Source organism: Paenalcaligenes hominis (genome assembly GCF_041359055.1).
GTDB classification, from domain to species: Bacteria; Pseudomonadota; Gammaproteobacteria; order Burkholderiales; family Burkholderiaceae_B; genus Paenalcaligenes; species Paenalcaligenes hominis_A.
Map to the genome: position 1 here is coordinate 1 of NZ_JBGJKZ010000007.1, position 20585 is coordinate 20585.

General features: G+C 46.2%; 14 protein-coding genes. 5 read left to right on the forward strand and 9 right to left on the reverse strand.

Going from position 1 to position 20585, the window contains the following annotated elements:
- The first annotated feature begins 745 nt into the window (after window positions 1-745).
- Window positions 746-2206, forward strand: a complete 1461-nt coding sequence (gene rng, locus ACBP46_RS13175) for a ribonuclease G (protein WP_371017180.1) — start codon at window positions 746-748, stop codon at window positions 2204-2206.
- On the opposite strand, the gene ACBP46_RS13180 is transcribed toward rng, so the two are convergent.
- Entirely contained in the window at window positions 2193-2621 is a 429-nt protein-coding gene (locus ACBP46_RS13180) for a hypothetical protein (RefSeq protein WP_371017181.1), read from the reverse strand. The genes rng and ACBP46_RS13180 overlap by 14 nt on opposite strands.
- Window positions 2618-4405, reverse strand: a complete 1788-nt coding sequence (gene msbA / locus ACBP46_RS13185; protein ID WP_371017182.1) for a lipid A export permease/ATP-binding protein MsbA — start codon at window positions 4403-4405, stop codon at window positions 2618-2620. The genes ACBP46_RS13180 and msbA overlap by 4 nt, the downstream gene beginning before the upstream one ends.
- Window positions 4406-4494: 89 nt before the next feature.
- Here msbA and ACBP46_RS13190 point away from each other — a divergent pair, with 89 nt between their 5' ends.
- Window positions 4495-5442, forward strand: a complete 948-nt coding sequence (locus ACBP46_RS13190; protein ID WP_371017183.1) for a glycosyltransferase family 9 protein — start codon at window positions 4495-4497, stop codon at window positions 5440-5442.
- Between the two features lie 9 nt (window positions 5443-5451).
- A complete protein-coding gene (locus ACBP46_RS13195; RefSeq protein ID WP_371017184.1) occupies window positions 5452-6216 on the forward strand; it encodes a YdcF family protein in 765 nt (254 codons plus the stop codon).
- A gap of 12 nt (window positions 6217-6228) precedes the next feature.
- Here ACBP46_RS13195 and ACBP46_RS13200 read toward each other — a convergent pair whose 3' ends face one another.
- The 4 genes from ACBP46_RS13200 to hrpA form a co-directional block, all read right to left on the reverse strand.
- The gene (locus tag ACBP46_RS13200; protein ID WP_371017185.1) at window positions 6229-6999 is read right to left on the reverse strand and encodes a glycosyltransferase family 2 protein; all 771 of its coding nucleotides are present in this window, start codon (window positions 6997-6999) and stop codon (window positions 6229-6231) included.
- A 174-nt stretch (window positions 7000-7173) separates the two neighbouring features.
- Window positions 7174-8268: a glycosyltransferase family 4 protein gene (locus ACBP46_RS13205; RefSeq protein ID WP_371017186.1), complete on the reverse strand. Its 1095-nt coding sequence runs from the start codon at window positions 8266-8268 to the stop codon at window positions 7174-7176.
- Entirely contained in the window at window positions 8268-11747 is a 3480-nt protein-coding gene (gene dnaE, locus ACBP46_RS13210) for a DNA polymerase III subunit alpha (protein WP_371017187.1), read from the reverse strand. Before dnaE ends, ACBP46_RS13205 begins: the two co-directional genes overlap by 1 nt.
- A gap of 19 nt (window positions 11748-11766) precedes the next feature.
- Window positions 11767-15552 (reverse strand): ATP-dependent RNA helicase HrpA, encoded by a 3786-nt coding sequence (gene hrpA, locus ACBP46_RS13215; protein ID WP_371017188.1) that lies wholly within the window; start codon window positions 15550-15552, stop codon window positions 11767-11769.
- Window positions 15553-15629: 77 nt separating this feature from the next.
- Between hrpA and argA the strand changes: the two genes are divergently transcribed.
- Window positions 15630-16988, forward strand: coding sequence for an amino-acid N-acetyltransferase (gene argA / locus ACBP46_RS13220; RefSeq protein WP_371017193.1), 1359 nt, complete (start codon window positions 15630-15632; stop codon window positions 16986-16988).
- Between the two features lie 83 nt (window positions 16989-17071).
- Window positions 17072-17344 carry an oxidative damage protection protein gene (locus ACBP46_RS13225; RefSeq protein ID WP_371017189.1) on the forward strand — a complete coding sequence of 91 codons (273 nt, stop codon included), beginning with the start codon at window positions 17072-17074 and terminating at the stop codon, window positions 17342-17344.
- A 49-nt stretch (window positions 17345-17393) separates the two neighbouring features.
- Here ACBP46_RS13225 and ACBP46_RS13230 read toward each other — a convergent pair whose 3' ends face one another.
- The 3 genes from ACBP46_RS13230 to ACBP46_RS13240 all read right to left on the reverse strand — a co-directional run.
- Complete coding sequence (locus ACBP46_RS13230) at window positions 17394-17942, reverse strand: hypothetical protein (RefSeq protein WP_371017190.1); 549 nt, start codon at window positions 17940-17942, stop codon at window positions 17394-17396.
- Between the two features lie 34 nt (window positions 17943-17976).
- Window positions 17977-18756, reverse strand: coding sequence for an OmpA family protein (locus ACBP46_RS13235; protein WP_371017191.1), 780 nt, complete (start codon window positions 18754-18756; stop codon window positions 17977-17979).
- Window positions 18757-18816: 60 nt separating this feature from the next.
- Window positions 18817-20585: YadA family autotransporter adhesin (locus ACBP46_RS13240; protein ID WP_371017192.1), on the reverse strand; the 1769-nt coding region annotated here is incomplete at its 5' end.

Genomic DNA, 20585 nt, shown 5'->3' on the forward strand with positions numbered 1-20585 from the left:
TGTGGCGCATCCTCGTGAAAGGATGTTAGCTCACTCATTCCAAGCGCCCACACTTATCGGCTGTTAAATTGTTAAAGAGCAAAGTAAACCCAAAAGGTTAACTTTAAATCGCAACCACTGCGGCAAACGTGTTTGCATTGCGGTGATTAGCGAAAGATGAATTATGAAGTGTTTTTGAAAACGTGTCAAGTAATTTTTACTAGACCTTCATTTCATCGTTTAAATCAAAAGGCTTGGTAATAAAATAAAGCACTTTAATTTAAACCCTGGTAACCAGGTAAGCATTAAACTATAACAAGTATTTTTTAATGCTGCAAGTTATTTTTAAATATATTTAAAAGTAACTGCGCTGCGCTTGAAGCAAGGAACGTATAGTAAGCTGATATCGTTGCCGCTGTCAAGCGCCCAAAAAATAATTTTTTGGCCTGCCGCTTTGCTTGTTAGGGTTAACCCCTAGGTGTTCCGCGACAGAAAAGTAACTATAGCACTAATTTTATGAAACTGGCAAGTCTTTTTTAAAACTGCTTGTTTTTGCTAAAACTGCTAATAAGCTGCTAGCGCCAAAGAAATGAAACTATAGCAAGCCTAAAATAAAAGGGCAAGCATTATTTATGACTATTTTAAAAAGCCCTTTTTTCGACTTGCTGCATTGAGCTAGGTGTAGCTCAGTAAGATCACTCATATATGCAATGCTGCAAAATGCCGTAAGCTATGTGTTTCTTCCTCTCTATATATAAGTGCGTTTATGTCTGAAGATATTCTAATTAATGTTACCCCTTTTGAAACTCGCGTTGCCTTAGTTGAACAGGGTCAAGTTCAAGAGCTACATATAGAGCGCAGTATTCAACGAGGCTATGTGGGTAATATCTATTTAGGCAAAGTCGTTCGCGTACTGCCTGGCATGCAAAGTGCTTTTATAGAGATAGGATTAGAGCGAGCTGCTTTTATTCATGTGGCTGACTTACGGCAAAATCGTAAAGAGCGTCTAGAGGGCTCACCTATTACGCCTATAGAAAAGCTCTTATTCGAAGGCCAATCATTAATTGTACAGGTTACCAAAGACCCAATCGGTACCAAAGGAGCCCGTCTATCAACGCAAATTAGTATTGCGGGACGTATGTTGGTCTATTTGCCTTATGACCCACATGTTGGTGTATCACAAAAAATAGATGAGGAAGAGCGTCGTCAAGAGCTTAAAGAGCGTGTACAAGAGCTCGCCACCGATCACGATGGCGGCTTTATTGTACGTACTCAGGCAGAGATGGCCACCAATGAAGAGCTACTTGCCGATAGCAACTATTTAAGAAAATTATGGGGCATCTTATTACAACGACTCAAAACCCAAGGCACCCCTTCTACTTTATATACCGAGCTGCATTTGCATCAACGTATCTTACGCGACGTAGCTTCACCACAAACAGATAAGATCATCGTGGATTCTCGTATGGTGTATCAACAAATGCTGGAATGGGCCGAAGTCTATACACCAGCTCTGGTTGAGCGTATTCACCATCACAGTGGCAGTCGCCCTTTATTTGATACGGTACGCGCTGAAGAGGAAATTCACCGTGCCTTAGCACGGCGCGTAGAACTAAAATCAGGCGGCTATTTAATCATCGATCAAACCGAAGCGCTCACCACGGTTGATGTAAATACAGGAGGGTATGTTGGCGGAAAAAACTTTGGTGACACCATATTTAAAACCAACCTTGAAGCCAGCGTAGCAATCGCTAGACAGTTAAGACTACGAAACCTAGGGGGGATTATCATTCTTGATTTTATTGATATGGAAAATCTAGAGCACCGCGAATCTGTATTAAAAGAATTACGCAGCGCTCTAGCCAAAGACCGTACCCGTATCACCATTAGTGGTTTCAGTCAGCTTGGTTTAGTTGAAATGACACGCAAACGCACCAGAGACTCGCTTAACAATCAGCTCTGCGAGCCCTGCCCTACTTGTCAATCACGAGGCTCAGTATTAACGGCTCGTAGCGTGTGCTATGAAATCTTACGCGAGGTGCTTCGAGAGTCGCGTCAATTTAATCCACGTGAATTTAGGATTTTGGCTTCACAAGATGTGGTGGATTTATTCTTAGAAGAAGAAAGCCAACATCTAGCACAAACAGGCGACTTTATAGGTAAACCGATTTCGCTAGAAGTTGACGGTCATTATTCGCAAGAACAATACGATATTATTTTGTTTTAACTGGGCTCACAGGGCATTGTTCAGGTTTAGCCAAAGCCTGTAAAAACGCATCAACCAAAAAAGCTTGACGATTGTAATAGGTATACCCTTTTACTTGTAGCTTGCCGTTTGCAAAATACGTAAGGTCTAACAGAGCTTGTTCAGCAGGCTCTGTTTGATCTGACAAACCATAATAGACCGAGGCATAGTGCACCTCATTAGGTTGCAAACTAAAGTCAAAGTTAATATCGCACTGATTACGGTGCTGATAAAGGCGACTTTGCACCTGAGGAAAAGTTAAGCCTGCAAATACTTTGGTGGTGCGTAAATTGGTCTCAGTGCGAATGCTATCGGCCTCTAAGGAAACGCTTTGGGTACTAGCACAACCCACAAGTAAAGCAGCTAGTCCTAATACTAATCCATATCGTGTGCTCATACTTTCCCTTCTGTTAAATCAAATTGCATTTCATACAAACCGGCATAGATGCCCCCTGATGCCACTAATTCGCTGTGTGTGCCTGACTCTAGAATTTGCCCTTCGTCTAATACAATGATTCGGTCTGCTTTTTGCACAGTAGAAAGGCGATGGGCAATGACTAGAGTACTGCGATTTGTCATTAGACGCTCTAAGGACTGCTGCACTTGACGCTCGGACTCATTGTCTAGCGCCGAGGTGGCTTCGTCTAAGACCAAAATAGGTGCATTTTTAATTAGAGCCCGCGCAATGGCTAGCCGTTGGCGTTGACCTCCGGATAAGTGACCCGCATTTTCACCCACCTGAGTCTCTAAACCAGCAGGCAGTGAGCGTACAAACTGTGCAAGATTGGCAGCCTCAAGCGCTTGCCATATTTGCTCTTCAGAAACGTCTTCAAAAGCACCATAAGCCACATTATCGCGGATAGTACCCTCGAACAACACCACATCTTGGCTTACAAAGGATTGAAGTTGACGCAATGACCTTAGACTTAATTCATTAGTAGGTATGTCATCGATTAATAGCTCACCAGAGGTTGGTATCACAAAGCGCGGTAGCATATTAGCCAAAGTTGTTTTCCCACTGCCGGAACGCCCAACTAGAGCCACCGTTTGCCCAGGCTCAATGGTAAAAGACACATTATTAATGGTGAGTTGATCTTGATTTGGATAACGATGGCTAATGCCACGGAACTCAATTTTCCCAGTAATAGGCGCATTCAATACCCGAGCCCCCCGATCCAGCTCGGGCTCTTCATCAACCAAAGCAAAAACGCTTTCTGCCGCGGTTAACATTTTTTGAACGGTACCAGCCATATTCGCTAAACGACGTATGGGGTCAAATAGCTGCACTAAGGCTGCCATAAAAGCGGCAAAACCACCTACGGTAAGCCCTTGGTTGCTAGCCTGATATAAAGCTACGGTAATCACCGCGGCAACAGCAATCGAAATAAAGAACTGGGTAATAGGTGAAAGCGCAGCGCTAGCACTGGCTGCTCGCATGGCAAAACGACGGATACGTCCATTCACATAATGAAAACGATCAGTTTCACGCTGATAGCCATTAAAAAGCTTCACCACACGCTGACCATCGATGCTTTCGCCTACAACTCGTGTTAGCTCGGCATTCATGTCTAATGCACCGCGGTTAATATGGCGCAACCGTTTAGAAATAATACGTGCTGTAGCATAGGCTAATGGCAACATCACAAACACAATAAGCGTTAGTTGCCATGACATATAAAGTAGAACAGCAATTAACGCCACCACCGTTAGTATTTCACGCACCAACACCGTAATGACTTCGGTAGCAACGTTAGTAAGGGTGCCGGCGTCGATGGTAAATCGATTAAGCAACCGACCTGTATCGCCCTCTTTAAATTTACTATCAGGCAACTGCAAAAGGCGCTCAAACATCTGGGCACGTAAATTACGCAACATATTATTAGCAACCAGAGCAAGTAAATAGTTGCTGGCATAAGCGGCTACACCGCGTATTAACATAATCCCCACGACAGACAGAGGGAGTACCCAGATGTAATACGGTTTAGCTCCAGTAAAACCTTCGTCTAGCAAAGGCTTCATAATCACCGCTAAAATAGGCTTGGTTGCCGACACCACACTGACGAGAATAACGGCAAAAACAGTAATTTTCCAATACGGGCGTAGTCCGCTATAGATACGACGCCAAATATCGGCTTCCACATTAAAATTACTTTTTAGTGTGCTGGTCTTAGAACTAGTCAACAGAAGTCTCACTTTAATACTTGAGGATATGCGTATTCTAACGCCTAAGCCTCCACCGTCCTAGCTAGATCATCTATTAGGTTTGTTTTATGAGCTCCTCTCCTATTTTATATTTACGTTTACCTAACTGGTTGGGTGATGTGTGTATGGCGCTACCTGTACTTGAGGCATTTTTAGCACGCAACTACGAGGTGATTGTTTGTGCAAGACCTTGGGCCAAAACCTTATTATCTGGGTATGCCTTAACTGGCTTTGTAGCGATGACTGGGCACCTCAAAACGGATGCTTCTACTTTACGGCATTACAAAAAAGAACACGGTCACACCGCAGCGGTGGGACTAAGTCTTCCTGACTCCTTATCGAGTGCGCTAATCTTTAAATGGGCAGGCATTCCTTGCGCAGGCTATAAAGACGATGGTCGCAGCTGGCTTTTAAAATGGCCTATAACTAAGCCTACCACTCGATTGCATGCGGTAGAGTCTTGGTATTATCTTGCGCATCACGCCGCACAGCACTGGCAACACGCTATTGCACCTACCCCAGCCAAAAGCTTACATTTAGCTGGCGTTCCATCGGCAAACCCTGCTAAATTTGGACTGGATCCCACTCAACTGAATGTGCTCATTGCTCCTACTGCAGTGGGTTTACACAAAGGGCGCGTTAAGGTCTGGCCGCACTTCGAGGAACTAACTCAACAGTTACAAGCACAGTCAATTAATGTAATCATGTGCCCACCAGCGAATGAGGTTGAGCAAGCACTTCACAATGCGCCATCGGCAACGCGTTTAGACCCTCTCTCTCTGCTTGAGTTTGCTCAACTTTGCAAGAGTGTGGACTGGGTGGTGTGCAATGATTCGGGTGTATCGCATCTGGCTGCAGCCGTGGGTAGCCAGCAAATCACATTAATTGGGGTAACCGATCCAACCCATACAGGGCCTTGGTCTGACCAAGCGACGTGTCTTGGCACTCTAGATCATTGGCCGTCGGTCCAAACGGTACTGACTCCTTTAATGGAATCTAACACCTTAAAAAAATAAATATCATTTATGAGTATTGCTCAATACCTAACTCAATTAATTATCCCCATTAATCTCATGGTGGCACTGCTGCTTTTTGCTACGGTGCTTTGGATAGCCAAGCAAAGACGAGTGGCTCTGATTACTGCTTTGGCTGGGGTAAGCTGGGCATTATTTTGGTCACTTCCTATTTCATCCATGTGGCTAGGTGGACATTTAGAAAATCGTTATGAATACGTGCCAGCACACCAAATACCCAAGGCTCAAGCCATCGTGGTGCTCGGCGGCCATACCGCTAATAATCGAGCCAACTGGTTTGAAGCACTTGATCCAGCCACCTCTAGAAGCCGCATTCAACGTGGAGCCGAGCTATTTGATGCCCAACGCGCCCCACTTATACTGGTTTCAGGTGCCGCTTTAGATGGTGGAACTAGTGAAGCCCAAGTCATGGCTAGATATTTACGTCAACAAGGCATTGATGAAGCGCATATTCTGATCGAAGAACGCAGTTACACCACTAAAGAAAATGCACTATTTAGCGCAGACATGTTGCAACAGCTTCAATTAAACCAAATTTTGTTAGTCACTTCTGCTCTTCATATGCCGCGCTCAGTGGCTGCTTTCGAAAAAGAAGGGCTTACAGTGATCGCTGCACCGGTTGCGCCACAAATTACTCCCCCAAAAAGCGATTTAACGCATTTATGGAAACCTAGTTTACAAGCCATGAATGCCAGTCGCTCTATTATTAAAGAGTATGCAGGGTTATTGGTGTACTGGGTGCGCAGCTGGATCTAGGCTTTACACCTGTTAAAAGCGAGGGGGTTTAGGATGCCAGTTTATTTTTTGGTTAAGCAGCCAGAGCTTACTATACCTAAAGAAACTACCCGAGGCCGCCACCCCTGCTAAGATAAAGCCTGCTCTTCCATCTAAAAAACCACGCCGCAGCACATAAATTCTTATGAACGTCCATAGTGCTTTAACGACTATACCGGCAATAGGTATTTGCTTGCCTCGCTCATGAAGGCTAACTGCTGCGGCTGTTGAGTAATGATTGGTTTTTGTAATTAAAGTTTCTAAGCTGTCATAAGGATAGTGCAGCAAGTGGCCACCTAAGTCAGATACATCCCCTTGGACTACTACGCTCTCATGAACACGCACGTCTTTAAAATGCCCGGCCTCACGTTTAAATAAGCGCACTAAGCGATCAGGCCACCAACCACTGTGACGAATCCACCGCCCAGCAAAGCAGGACAAACGGGCTACGGTATACGCATCCGCCTTTGGAGACTGTAAGACAGCTTGTATTTCTGTAGCCAAGGCTTCGGGCACCCGCTCATCCGCATCAATAGAAAGCACCCATTCATGCGTAGCAAGCGCTAATGCCCTGTTTTTCTGCACACCAAAACCAGGCCAGTCTGTGGTGTGATGCACTTGTGCGCCATAAGCCAAAGCTAACTCACAGGTTTTATCGGTACTACCCGAATCCAACACAATAATTTCATCGGCAAATTGAACCGATTGCAGGCACGCCACAATGTGCGCCTCTTCATTTTTAGTGATGATGATGACTGATAACATAGTGCATTAGAGGTCATGCCTTTTTATGAAAAAGGCTAATAAAAAGAGAATACCTATCACGCCAACACAATACCTGCTATTGCTAGCCGTACACTGCAATTAAGCCTTGAGCCAAAAAACAGAGCCTACTTCCAGCCCAACAAAGTCTTGCGGCGTAAAGCTAGCGTCCTCAGGCTAGGGATTGCGTTGCCTTAACCATTGTCTGTAATGGTTTTCTATTAATTGCTGCATGGTTGGTAGCGTAAAACGACCAGAGCCCACGGTATACTCGTAACCAGCCATCGCCATTGACTGCCGTAGATCCGGGTCATCAATGACACGCTGCAATGCTTTACGTAGGGCTACAATATCATGCACAGGCACTAACATGCCGCTTTGCCCCACTGCCATCATTTCAGGAATAGAACCAGCCTGAGTCGCTACGACGGCAACCTGTGCCGCCGCTGCTGCGGCAAACATCAACGCACTGGCTTCGTTTGGTGTTGCTAATGCAAACACATCTAGCTCATGCATAAATGAGCTTATAGATTCCTGCGCTTGCAGCTGGTGCACGTGCGCCCCCACACCTAACTGCTCTGCAAAAGCCGACAACAAATCATGTTGGCTAGTCTCGTTCGTTACTATCAAATGAAGTTGGGCGTGGGCTCGCATCAATGGGGCTAAGGCTTGAATAAGCTCTAGCGCATTTTTTTCTTGATGGGCGAGCACAGTACTGCCAATAAGCACTGCCTCATTCGCCAAGCCCAAACGTTGGCGTAATTTAACTACGGCGCTAGAGTTTGGCGTAACTACGGCAGGGTAAACCACTTCTATATACCGAGCCGGTACCCCTTTTTGCACACAGGTATTTTTCACAAACTGACTGGATGCAATAACCCGATGAGGCAACCACCGGCTCGCAAGCGCAGAGTATGATTGGGACAAATGTTGAGTGCGAACGACTAAAGAGCCACCGGCTAAACGAGCAGCTATACCAACATGTAGCGTGTCAGAATGACTTTGAGTGTGAACCACATCAAAACGTTGCGCAGCGAGAAAACCTTTTAAAGTAAAAGCATTGCGCCAAACACCCCAGCCCCCAGTCATAGTAAGACCATGCACTTTAAACCCGTCTTGTTCTAAGCGTTGTTTTAACTGCGCCTGGGGCGGGCATAAGGCCTCCACATGGTGGCCTTGATCACGCATAGCGTGCATGAGGTCATAGGTATAACGTTCGACCTCACTATCGCCCAAGCCTGCATTCGCATACAGTATCCGTAATGGATTCATTAGTAGGCAATCTCCACAGCATGCTCACCAAGCCAATCATGTAATTGCTCGAGCATCGTATCCGCCAAACGGACGCGCCACTCATCGCCTAGACGTAGCTGGCACTCGTAACGACTATTTTCTAGCAGCAAATCAACCGCCACCCCAGGGATATTGTTTTCTGGTTCGGCTCTATAAGGGTTCAGCATTTGATATAGCTTTTGCGCGTCGTGATTTTGTTCATTTACTACTAATTGCAGGCTTCGTGCCCGCGCCTCTCTGGCTAACTGCAAGTCGTAAATTTCATCGGCTGTCACCCGCAGACCACCTGAATAGTCATCATAGCTGACTTTTCCTTTTACTATAATCAGTTGGTCTTCTTTAAGACGTTGACGATTTTGCTCAAACACCTCATTAAAAATGGTGACTTCCATTTGAGCAGACCCATCATCCAAAGTGGCAATTAGCATACGACCACGCCGAGTCATGCGCACACGCACCCCTGATAGTACGCCAGCAAACCACTGCGGATCACGTGAAGGTTCCAAATTAGCCAGTGGGCGCGGCGCAAAACGGCGGACCTCATCACGCCATGCATCAAATAAATGACCACTGAAATAAAAGCCTAAAGCTGTTTTTTCTTGGCGTAATTTTGTTTGCAAGTCCCACTCTGGGACCTGCTCTAACTCAAGCTCAATCAGGTCATCAGATGTGTCATCAAACAAGGACACCTGATGCGCGTTGCGAGCTGCTTGATCCGCTGCCTCCATGGCTTTGCCCACCGTAGCTAATAGTGCTGCTCGATTTGGATCTATGGAGTCAAAAGCCCCCGCTTTGATCAAAGCTTCTAGGGTGCGGCGATTTAAAGTGCTGCGATCTACCCGTTTACAGAAGTCAAAAAGGCTTTTAAAAACACCGCCTGTTTGACGCGCTGCCACAATGGCATGAATGGCGGCTTCACCAGCGCCTTTTACTGCGCCTAACCCGTAACGAATAGTGCGTGGCGGCTTAGCCTGCGCACTGTGTGCGTCTTTAACTGGTACAAATCGGTATTCCGATGCATTTACATCAGGTGGCAGTACGGCTACCCCATTCGCCAATGCATCTTTCCAAAAAATCTGCATCTTATCGGTGTCATCCATGTCGGATAACAGCGTAGCCGCCAGAAACTCGGCGGGGTGATACGCTTTTAACCAAGCCGTATGGTAGGCAATTAACGCATAAGCTGCAGAGTGACTTTTATTAAAGCCATACCCTGCAAATTTCTCCATTAGGTCAAATAGCTTAACTGCCAAGTCACCGTCGTAGCCTTTTTCTACTGCCCCCTTTTCAAAAATCTCGCGGTGCATAGCCATTTCTTCGGGCTTTTTCTTACCCATAGCACGGCGTAGTAAGTCTGCGCCCCCTAACGAGTAACCCCCAATGATTTGTGAAATCAGCATGACCTGCTCTTGGTACACAATCACACCATAAGTACTCTCGAGCACAGACTCAAGATCGGGGTGAAAGTAATCAACCTCGGCTCGACCGTGCTTACGATTCACAAAGTCAACCACCATACCCGACTCAAGAGGCCCTGGACGATACAAAGCCAACATCGCAATGATGTCCTCAAAGTTACTAGGACGTAAATTGCGCAGTAGCTCTTTCATGCCGCGCGATTCCAACTGGAACACAGCGGTGGTGTTGCCATCGCATAAAACCTGGTAGGCATTGGGATCATCAAGACTAAGAGCCATAAGATCAAAGTCTTTTTTATCTTCGTTGAACTCGCGCACGTACTTGACTGCCCAGTCAAGAATGGTCAAATTACGTAAGCCCAAAAAGTCAAATTTAACTAGCCCTGCGTCCTCAACGTCGTCTTTATCGTACTGTGAAACAGCGTTGGCATCTTCGCCCGGTTGACGATATAAAGGGCAGAAATCAATCAACTTGCCGGGGGCTATTAACACACCCCCCGCGTGCATACCCACACTGCGCGTTAGCCCTTCAAGCGGTTTAGCCAAGTCAATTAACGCTTTAACCTCTTCGTCGGTTTCATAACGCTCTTTAAAAGCGGGCTCATCGGACAAAGCGCGACTTAGACTCCATGGGTCGGCTGGACTAAATGGAATCAGTTTGGATAAGCCATCACACAGGCCATACGGCAACTCTAAAACGCGCCCCACATCGCGAATAACAGCTTTAGCCCCCAACGTGCCAAAGGTGGCAATTTGGCTCACCGCTTGGCGTCCATACTGATGTTTAACGTAATCAATAACCCGCTCTCGATTGTCTTGGCAGAAATCAATATCGAAGTCAGGCATAGAGACGCGTTCTGGGTTTAAAAAGCGCTCAAACAGCAAGTCATACCGCAAAGGATCCAGATCCGTAATACCCATGCTATATGCGACTAAAGAACCCGCACCTGAACCACGACCTGGTCCAACAGGTACACCGTTCGCTTTACCCCAGTTAATAAAGTCAGCTACGATCAAAAAATACCCGGGAAAACCCATATCAATAATGGTTTTACATTCCCAACGCAGGCGCTCTAAGTATTTAGGGCGCTCGGCATCGCGTTCGATGGGGTCAGCATACAATTGCTCTAAGCGTAGCTCGAGCCCACGCTCTGCCTCGTGCGTTAAAAAATCACCTAAGCTCATGCCCTCGGGCGTAGGAAAGTCAGGCAAATGAGGCTTGCCTAGCTTTAGCTCTAAATTGCATCGTTTAGCAATTTCAACGGTGTTCGCTAAGGCTGAAGGAATATCAGCAAACCGTTGCTGCATAAACTCAGAACTAACAAAGTACTGTTCTGAGGTAAATTTACGCACCCGACGAGGGTTAGCCAACTGCTCGCCTTCTGCAATACACACTCGCACTTCATGAGCCCGAAAATCCTCTGGCTCGGCGAACTGAATAGGGTGAGTCGCAACCACAGGTAAGCCTAGGTCTTGGGCTAGCCCAAGTGCAGACTGAATATAGCGCTCTTCATCCTCAAAACCAGCACGCTGCAACTCAAGAAAATACCGATTGGGATAGTGTTCTTGCCACGCTTTAGCCCAAGCCCATGCTTGATCTGGTTTGCCCGATAGTAAAGCTTGGCCTACATCGCCCTGATGCGCCCCAGATAGCAAGATTAAATCGTCTTGATCATACAGCCATTCGCGTTTTACCTCGCCACGACCTTTGTACTGATTGTCTAGCCAAGCTTTGGTTAGGATATCGCATAGCGCTAAGTAACCAGCATGATTCATGGCTAAGACGGCTACTCGAAACGGTTTGTCTCTATCCTGCTCGTTTTCTAGATACAGATCACTGCCTGCAATGGCTTTAATCCCATTTTTACGGGCTGCTTTATAGAATTTAATTAAGCCAAACAAGTTGCCTAAGTCGGTCAACGCTAATGCGGGCTGGTTGAATTCTTTGGCTTTGCCCACCATGGCTGAAATCCGGGTTATACCATCAACCACAGAAAACTCAGAATGACAACGCAAATGCACAAATGATGGAGTGCTCATAAATAAAACTCTATTGATCTTAATACTGCATGGCGTGCCAGGCACGTTCGAGGCGTTTTACGGAAATAGGCATGGGGGTTCGGAGCTCTTGAGCAAACAAGGACACACGTAGCTCTTCAAGCATCCAACCAAAGCGCTCTAACTGCACATCCTCAGCACCTTTTAATGCAATTTTGGCACGTAAGAATTTGGTCTGCCAAGGCAGCACATCACCTAATAAACGTTGATCTCGGTTTGGATCAGTACGTAGCTTGTCAAGACGTACTTGAGCCGCTTTTAAATAACGAGGAAAATGCACCAACTGCTGCGGATCGGTCTCTAGTACAAATCGCTTGTGAATCAGCCGGCTTTGTTGAGCTTGAATGTCTTCATAAGCCTGAGTATAGGCTTTAAAACCTGTTAATTTACGCATGAGCTCTGTCCATGCCTGTAAAATAACGTAGGTTTGCTTAGCGATTTCCTGAGCAACCAAACCTAAGCGTTGACGTGCACTATCCACACGCTGTCCAAACTCGTGCTCATTAGTAGGCCATGGCTCAGTTAAGCACGTTTGATCAATTGCAGCATCAATAATTTGCTGTCGTAATTCATCTTGGGTACCTAAATTCATATACAACATAGCCATACGAGTAAGCTCGGGTATGTTTTTTTCTTGGTAACGAACGGTTTCACGTAGAGCCAATCTAAAAAGACGGCGCAAACCAACTTTATGCTTTTTAAGCGCCACTTGCTGGTCATCAAATACATCCAGTTCGCAATACTCGCCGTGGTCCACTAATGCAGGATACCCCACTACCGCTTGACCTTTACGACGAATTTCTAAAATTTCAGGCAATTTACCAAAAGACCATTGCGTAATGCGATCGTGACCCAGCGCCTTAGCAACCGACTTATCTTTAACTGCGACCTCTTGAAATGACTCTTGGGCTGCTTTGCCATGTTCTGTTTTTAGCTTGTCTAGATTGCGCCCCCCTGACAACATACGGCCGTGCTCATCAATGACTTTAAAATTCATTAACAGATGAGGTGGCAAATTTTCAGGTTTAAAGTCAGACGATTGCAAACGCACCCGTTTTTGCTGCCAGACATCATCAATTAGTGCGTCGATTAAGCTTTTAGCCGGGGCGTGGGCCCGCTCAAACCAACGCGCATGAAAAGCTTCGGCGTAGTCGGGAATAGGCACACAGCTACGCCGTAAGCGCTGTGGTAAAGACCGCAACAAATGCTGAACTTTTTCTTTTAGCATACCGGGCACTAACCATTCTGCTCGTTCAGCATCGATTTGATTTAAGTGGAATAACGGTACAGTGACCGTTAAACCATCGCGTACCGACCCCGGTTCAAAATGATAGTCGGCTTTAAGCTTTACGCCTTTCCATTCAAGACTACGTGGAAAAACATCGGTGGTAACGCCAGCCGCTTCATGCTGCATCAACTGATCTCGATTTAATTCGAGCTCTTTTGCTTTGGCAGGTTTCAGCTTTTTATACCAACGTTCTAGAGTCGCAGTTTGATAAATATCAGCTGGCAGCAAGCGATCATAAAAAGCATAAATCAGCGCATCATCCACCAAAATATCGGGCCTACGTGCTCGGTGCTCTAAACGCTCAATTGCATCTATTTGCTGTTGGTTATGCCGAATAAAGGGAAGCTTAGATTGAATATCTAAACCAACTAGCGCATCGCGAATAAAGATTTCTCGGGCCTCGACAGGATTAATACGACCATAATGCACCCGACGACCACTATAAATAGTAAGACCGTAGAGGGTGGCTTTTTCATTAGCAACTACACGCCCGGCTTTTTTTTCCCAACGCGCATCCGACCAAGTTCGTTTTAATAAATGCTCGCCCACCCGCTCGATCCACGCCGGCTCGATACGTGCCAAACACCGAGCGTACAAACGCGTGGTTTCCACGAGTTCGGCTGCCAGCACCCAACGTCCTGCTTTTTTCCCTAAGGTAGAGCCTGGATGCAAATAAAAACGGATATCGCGTGTGCCCTGATAAACATGACTTTCTTCGGCTTTATGACCAATATTGCCTAATAAACCGGTTAACAAACACACATGAATCTGCTCATAAGTCGCCTCGGTATCGTTTAGACGCCACTTTTGCTCACGCACTAACGTTAATAACTGCTTATGAACCTCACGCCACTCTCTGAAACGCATCGGGGATAAAAAGCGTTCTTTGAGCGTGGCGGCTAATTTGCGATGAGAAAGTCGGCTTTTTACTTGCTCGCTATACCATTGCCACATTTTCACGTAGGATAAAAACTCAGACTGAGCCTCTACAAAAATCTGGTGCGCTCGCTCGGCAAGCTCACGACTTTCTAAAGGGCGCTCACGTGGGTCTTGTACGGACAATGCCGACGCAATCACCAACATTTCATTTAAACACTGCTGATCGCGTGCCGCTAAAATCATACGGGCAATACGAGGGTCTACCGGTAATTTAGACACTTCTTTACCAATAGCGGTTAGCGTGCGATTGTCATCAAGCGCCCCGATTTCTTGCAAAAGTTGGTAGCCATCCGCAATGGCTCGTCCTGAAGGAGCATCCACAAAAGGGAAATCCTCAACCTCATTGAGACGCAATGCTTTCATACGCAAAATAACAGCGGCCAATGAAGAACGCAGAATTTCAGGGTCGGTAAAAGGTGCACGTTGTTTGAAATCGTTTTCGTCATACAAACGAATACACACACCAGGACCCACTCGACCACAACGCCCTGCTCGTTGACTGGCTGAAGCCTGACTAATGGGCTCAATACGCAGTTGCTCGACCTTATTACGCCACGAGTAGCGTTTAACGCGCGCTAAGCCACTATCAATAACGTAGCGAATACCCGGTACGGTTAATGAGGTCTCGGCTACGTTAGTAGCTAACACCACACGCCGTGCATTACCTTGAGGCCGAAATATACGTGATTGTTCAGCATGGCTTAGCCGCGCATACAAGGGCAGAATGTCGGTGCCAACTAGGTTTTGTTTGCGTAACGCATCGGCAGCTTCACGAATTTCACGCTCACCGGGCAAAAACACCAAAATATCACCAGCGCCCAAGCGTTGGCATTCATGTACTGCATCTAGAATACCGTCGTTTAGGTCCCGTTCTTGGGCTTCGTTTTTCTTATCACCGTGCTCGTCAGCTTTGTCCGTCAAAATAGGACGATAACGTATCTCTACGGGATACAGGCGACCTGAAACCTCAATAATAGGGGCTGGTTTGCCCTTTACGGCAAAATGCTGCGCAAACTGCTTGGCATCGATGGTGGCGGAAGTAATAATGATTTTTAGATCTTTGCGCTTGTCTATAAGCTGTCGTAAAAAACCCAATAAAAAATCAATATTTAAACTACGTTCATGGGCCTCATCAATAATGATGGTGTCATAGGCTCGCAACATAGGATCGCGCTGAGTTTCCGCCAGTAAAATACCATCGGTCATCAACTTAATCGCGGAATGAGAACTGGTTTTATCTGTGAAGCGAATTTGATATCCTACCCATTCACCCACTTCTGTTTTAAGCTCTTCAGCAATACGATAAGCGACCGAGGTAGCAGCAATACGACGTGGCTGGGTATGCCCAATCATTTTTTTACGCCCACGGCCTAACTCTAAACAAATCTTAGGCAGCTGTGTGGTTTTCCCTGAACCGGTTTCACCGCTTACAATAACGACTTGATGGTTTTGTATGGCTTCAGCAATCTCGTTACGACGCGCACTAACTGGCAAATCCTCTGGATAAAAAATATCTGGAAAGGGAAAGGGTTCTGTTGATTGTTCTAAGGTCTTATGCATGAAATTCGTTTTATCGTAATCAGTCCATCATTATAATTTTGGTTTTGTCTTTGTTCACCCCTATTCATCACATCATTATGAGCCAATCCGACCTTGATACCCTCTCCGCCCTTGATGCTCCTGAGTACGCTCCTGCCCAGTTTGTACGTTGGTTTCGCGAGGTGGCACCTTATGTGCATCGTTTTAGGGGCAAGACCTTTGTGATTGGTTTTGGTGGGGAATTAATACGCGATGGGGTGCTAAGCACTCTAATTCCTGATCTTTCTTTAATGTCCGCACTAGGTATTAAACTAGTACTGGTTCATGGCTCAAGACCACAAGTTAATGAGCAGCTTAGCGTTAAAGGTCATAATTTAAGTTTTGGGCGTAGAAGTGAACCCACCAGTGCTGCTGCTTTAGAGTGTGTCAAAGAGGCTGCTGGTGAAATTCGTTTAGACATTGAGGCCGCTTTTAGTCAAGGACTACCCAACACACCTATGTCCCATGCCCAAATTCGAGTGATTTCTGGAAACTTTGTGACAGCACGCCCCATGGGGGTTATTGATGGGGTTGACTACAAACACGCAGGCGCTGTACGCAAAATTGATACTAACTCTATTCTACGCTCATTAGAGCAAGAAGCCATTGTACTGCTTTCTCCTTTAGGTTTTTCGCCTACCGGCGAAGCCTTTAACTTGGCCATGGAAGAACTCGCTCTCAGTACAGCAGTGGCCTTACGTGCAGAAAAACTCATTTACCTCACTCCTAATGCGCTTACCGTTGGTGCAGAGCACGAAGAAATTGCTGGCGAGCTCGCTCGACTCGAAGCCGATAAACTGCTTGCCTCAGATCAGTTAGACGAAGATGCGTCTTTATTTCTAGAGTCCGCCTCTCAAGCTGTCAAACGCGGCGTGCCACGCGCACATTTAGTCCCCTACGAGCCGGATGGCAGTGTGCTCTTAGAGGTGTTCACTCATGATGGGGTAGGCACGATGGTGGTCGAAGACAAGCTTGATGATCTGCGGCCCGCCACCTTGGACGATGTAGGTGCCATTCTTCAGCTTATCGAGCCCCTAGAGGCCGACGGTACCTTGGTGCCTCGTGGTCGTGCTGTGGTTGAACGTGAAGTAGAGCGTTTCACTGTACTAGAACACGACGGTTTTATTTATGGCTGTGTATCCATTACCCCTTACCTAAGCGAAAACATGGTCGAAATGGCCTGCTTAATCGTACAACCTGAATGGCAAGGCGAAGGCGAAGGCGAGTTACTATTGCGGCACGCGGAAAGCCGAGCCCGCACATTAGGGGCAACCCATCTGTTTGTTTTAACGACTCGAACTTCGCATTGGTTTATTAAACGTGGCTTTGTTCAAGGTTCTGTAAATGACCTGCCCAAAGAAAAAAAGGTGCATTACAACCGAGCTCGCAATAGTCTCGTATTCATTAAAAAACTATAAACACATAAAGTCCACGACATCGTAGGCGATATGTGCCTGCTCTACTACAATAGGGGCAAGTTACTATTTTATAAAGGGATAACATGACCAGAATGGTGCATTGCGTCAAATTAAAAAAAGAAGCTGAGGGGTTAGAGTTTCCTCCTTACCCTGGCGAACTGGGTGTCAAAATTTGGCAATCCATCTCACAAGAGGCTTGGACAAATTGGGTTCAAATTCAAACGCGTATTGTGAATGAAAACCGTTTGAACCTTGCTGATTCACGCGCACGTAAATACTTAGCCGAGCAAATGAAACAGTATCTATTCGAAGACCAAGATATCGAAGCCCAAGGTTTTGTACCACCTAGCGCATAAAAGCATAAAGCCCTATTGATAACCAATAGGGCTTTTTTTTAACTGCACCTTAGTTAGGCGAGTTTTGTAGCATTTTTAAGATTTGTTGCGTTTGTTGACCGCTCCTCATAGCAACCACCAACTGATTCTCTGGCGGTGTATTAGCAATTTGGCTAACTGCCACTAGCTGCCCATTAACACTTAACAATAAATAATGCCCTTGAGCTTCCTGCTTTAAGCGCTGCCATGTTGCTAGCGCCCTAGGCTCCAAATCAAAAACCAAGAAACTACGCTGATCTGATGTAGTAAAAGGCGCTACTTTAGTTAAATGCGTTTGAATAAATACAGGTTGTGGTATCGCATATAACTGTGTTGACCCCATCTGAATAGGCATTAGCTCAGCCTCAGCCTTTTCTTGGGCCAAATGGAAAGTAATAACAGCTTGACTGGTTTTAGTTTGTGCTTGATTGACTGCAGGAGCTGTATACGCGGCCTGTAAAGTGCTTGGTGGCACCACATCCCTTTCTACTAAAGCTGGAGATTGAGAGGTAGTTGTTTGACACCCCGCAATCGCCCCTGCCATCACACCAAGCCCTACTATTTTATATAACCACTGCATGATTTTATCCTTTACATTGCATCGGAAAAAAGTACTACTTCGCCGCCTGCATCTGAATCTCCACGCGTCGGTTAGGAGCTAAACATGCAATCAAATCAGCCTGTTGAGCTTGGTCGCAAAACACCACCGGCTGTGTCTCCCCTAGGCCTTTGGCCTGCATAGTTTGACTAGGCACACCAGAGTTTGTTAGCGCTAGACGAACCGCTTGAGCGCGCTGCTCTGATAAATGCTGATTAACTTGTGCTGCACCGATACGATCTGTATGTCCTGTAATCAGGATCGTAGATGGCTGTGATGTTTGTTTAAGCTGTGCAGCCATTTGCTGTAGTTGGCTTAACCCCGCTGGAGTTAAAGATGCACTACCAAAAGCAAAACCTACGTCAGCTGATAGGACAAAAGGAGCAGCAGCAATCTCATCGGTAGAAGCCTGTGAGTCGATAAGCTCCGCACACTCTGTGGGTTTCCAATAAAAAGACTGCGCAATACGGTCTTTGTCAAACAAGACCTTAAATTGACAGCTTTTTAATCCCTCTTTAGTACGAAAATGGAATAAATAATCCCACTCTCTTACTTTAAAACCTTCCGCATAATGAGGACGACCCAGCAAGTCATACAACTGATCTCTTGTTAAACCGGGCTGCACTTGGCCTAGGTTAGCTAAATTGGGGAACGAACCTTGGTCAAAGGTTGTTTTATTGCGCTCTGGAAACACCGGTTCTTGTGTTCTCCCGCTCTCATCTACTTGGCTCAGTGTTGTACATGCGCCCAACGTTAAACTGGCAAGCAGGCTTAGGCAAAGGGTTTGTATTTTCATTGAACTATTCCTAAAAAATCTAAAGATCGCACCCACCTAAGTGGGTGCCATGTAATTGAATTACCACTGGTAGCCGACGCCAACTGCTCCGCCGTAATCTCCTCTTGAAGAGCTATTACCAGAAAGTTTCATAATCCACTTACCGTTATCAGAAATACCTGAATAGCCAATTGCCACCCCTGACTCCCCAGCCCAAGTCCCCCCCGAAATTGCCATCATGCTCTTGCCGGGTAAATATGCCTGAGGCAATGATGCGGTTGCCATCGCAGCAGCCACCCCACCACGCAAGCGCTTGTCAATACGATGCATATCTCTACGCATCACATTCACTTGACCTTGCAGGTTGTCACGTACCTCGTGTAGTTGGCCCACATTAACAGCATCGCCTTCTTCTACGCCAGCTGCTACATTTTTAATCGTAGTATTAGACATATCAATGCCATTCACATCAATAACAGGTCCCCCATTATTAATAGTGATACTGTCTACGTTTAGGTCATCACTTAGGGCTATTTCTAAAATGCCTTTTTGATCGACTCGTGTCGTAATGTTGTCATTTGCTCCAACAATATGAAGCGTTTCGCCTAAGTCACGGTGTACAGAATCCCCATTGCTGTCGGCAAAATTCATGCCTTTTTGCGTGAGGTCTTGATCTAGCTGATGAATAGAGTCTTCGAGCTGACCTAAGTTAACAGCATGGTCATTTTTCGTGCCATCGGCCACACCCGTTATTTGCGTATTACCGGCATGAATACCTTCTTGATTAATAACGACATCGCCAACCGTAACGCTATCATGCTCAACGTCGGGAGTGGTTTCTATGACCAGACTATGATCGTCCTCACCCGGTTTCACATTAATGTTGTTACCTCCTTGTATGTCACCACCTGCCACAATATTACCCAACCCATCACCTGGAGTGGCCCCGCCATTACCATCACCGCCTGGCGTACCATCACCGGGTGTGCCACCACCAGAATTGTCCTCGGGTTTAGGCACTACTGGGAAATTATCAGCAAGCTTGATATAAATGGCACCATCTTTTACTTCGGTTTCAATCCAATCCACACCTAAGATTTCTAGACGTTCACCGAATTTCTTGTTAACGACTGAGTCCGCATCCACAGCCGCATAATTATTTCCAGAGAAATTCAAGCCTTTCATCAAGGTCTCCCCTACGGCTATTGGAGTTTTTTGACCAGCTTGATCGATCCAGTCAATAGTGACATCGCCACCACCAATCGTTACAGCACCTTGCCCATTGCCACCAGCAGGCACAGTTATACCGGGCACGCCTTGACCAGCACCGTCTTCACCGATCACAACCTGAGGATTGTCCCCGGCTGAGCCGTCAGCCTCTTTAGCACCAATTTGCACGGTATTAGCTAGCTCAAACCCTACCTGTTGCCCCACAACTACTTTATTACCATCAGCATCCAATTCTGTAATGTCTGTTTGGGATAAAGTTAAGTTGTTGTCGTTATTGACTAAATTTACTTCTTGCTGAGGAGCCACATAGGATTCCGCTTTGTCCACTCCTTTACCTGTAGACACATACCAGCCTGAACTGGCGATTGCAGTCCCTAACTCTTGGCTTAAATATTCCTTATTCACAATATGTGTATCAGCCGTAATCGGACCGTCGTAATGTACATCGCCCTGGTTGGTCACATTGAAGTGATCACCTAGCTGGGTTTCACCGGTAACCGTTAGGTTAGTGGTATTAACGCTGCCCTGATTAATCACGGTTTGGTTATTGACGTCGTTACCAATGGTGATGCTGTTGTCCACCTGAACGGTTTCTAGGTCGGTGAGGTTTTTAGCTAACT

Coding starts and splice junctions, on each gene's coding strand:
- hrpA (WP_371017188.1), bottom strand. CDS start 15,552: ATGCATAAGACCTTAGAACAATCAACAGAACCCTTTCCCTTTCCAGAT.
- ACBP46_RS13230 (WP_371017190.1), bottom strand. CDS start 17,942: ATGCAGTGGTTATATAAAATAGTAGGGCTTGGTGTGATGGCAGGGGCG.
- ACBP46_RS13180 (WP_371017181.1), bottom strand. CDS start 2,621: ATGAGCACACGATATGGATTAGTATTAGGACTAGCTGCTTTACTTGTG.
- rng (WP_371017180.1), top strand. CDS start 746: ATGTCTGAAGATATTCTAATTAATGTTACCCCTTTTGAAACTCGCGTT.
- ACBP46_RS13205 (WP_371017186.1), bottom strand. CDS start 8,268: ATGAATCCATTACGGATACTGTATGCGAATGCAGGCTTGGGCGATAGT.
- ACBP46_RS13235 (WP_371017191.1), bottom strand. CDS start 18,756: ATGAAAATACAAACCCTTTGCCTAAGCCTGCTTGCCAGTTTAACGTTG.
- ACBP46_RS13200 (WP_371017185.1), bottom strand. CDS start 6,999: ATGTTATCAGTCATCATCATCACTAAAAATGAAGAGGCGCACATTGTG.
- dnaE (WP_371017187.1), bottom strand. CDS start 11,747: ATGAGCACTCCATCATTTGTGCATTTGCGTTGTCATTCTGAGTTTTCT.
- ACBP46_RS13190 (WP_371017183.1), top strand. CDS start 4,495: ATGAGCTCCTCTCCTATTTTATATTTACGTTTACCTAACTGGTTGGGT.
- argA (WP_371017193.1), top strand. CDS start 15,630: ATGAGCCAATCCGACCTTGATACCCTCTCCGCCCTTGATGCTCCTGAG.
- ACBP46_RS13195 (WP_371017184.1), top strand. CDS start 5,452: ATGAGTATTGCTCAATACCTAACTCAATTAATTATCCCCATTAATCTC.
- ACBP46_RS13225 (WP_371017189.1), top strand. CDS start 17,072: ATGACCAGAATGGTGCATTGCGTCAAATTAAAAAAAGAAGCTGAGGGG.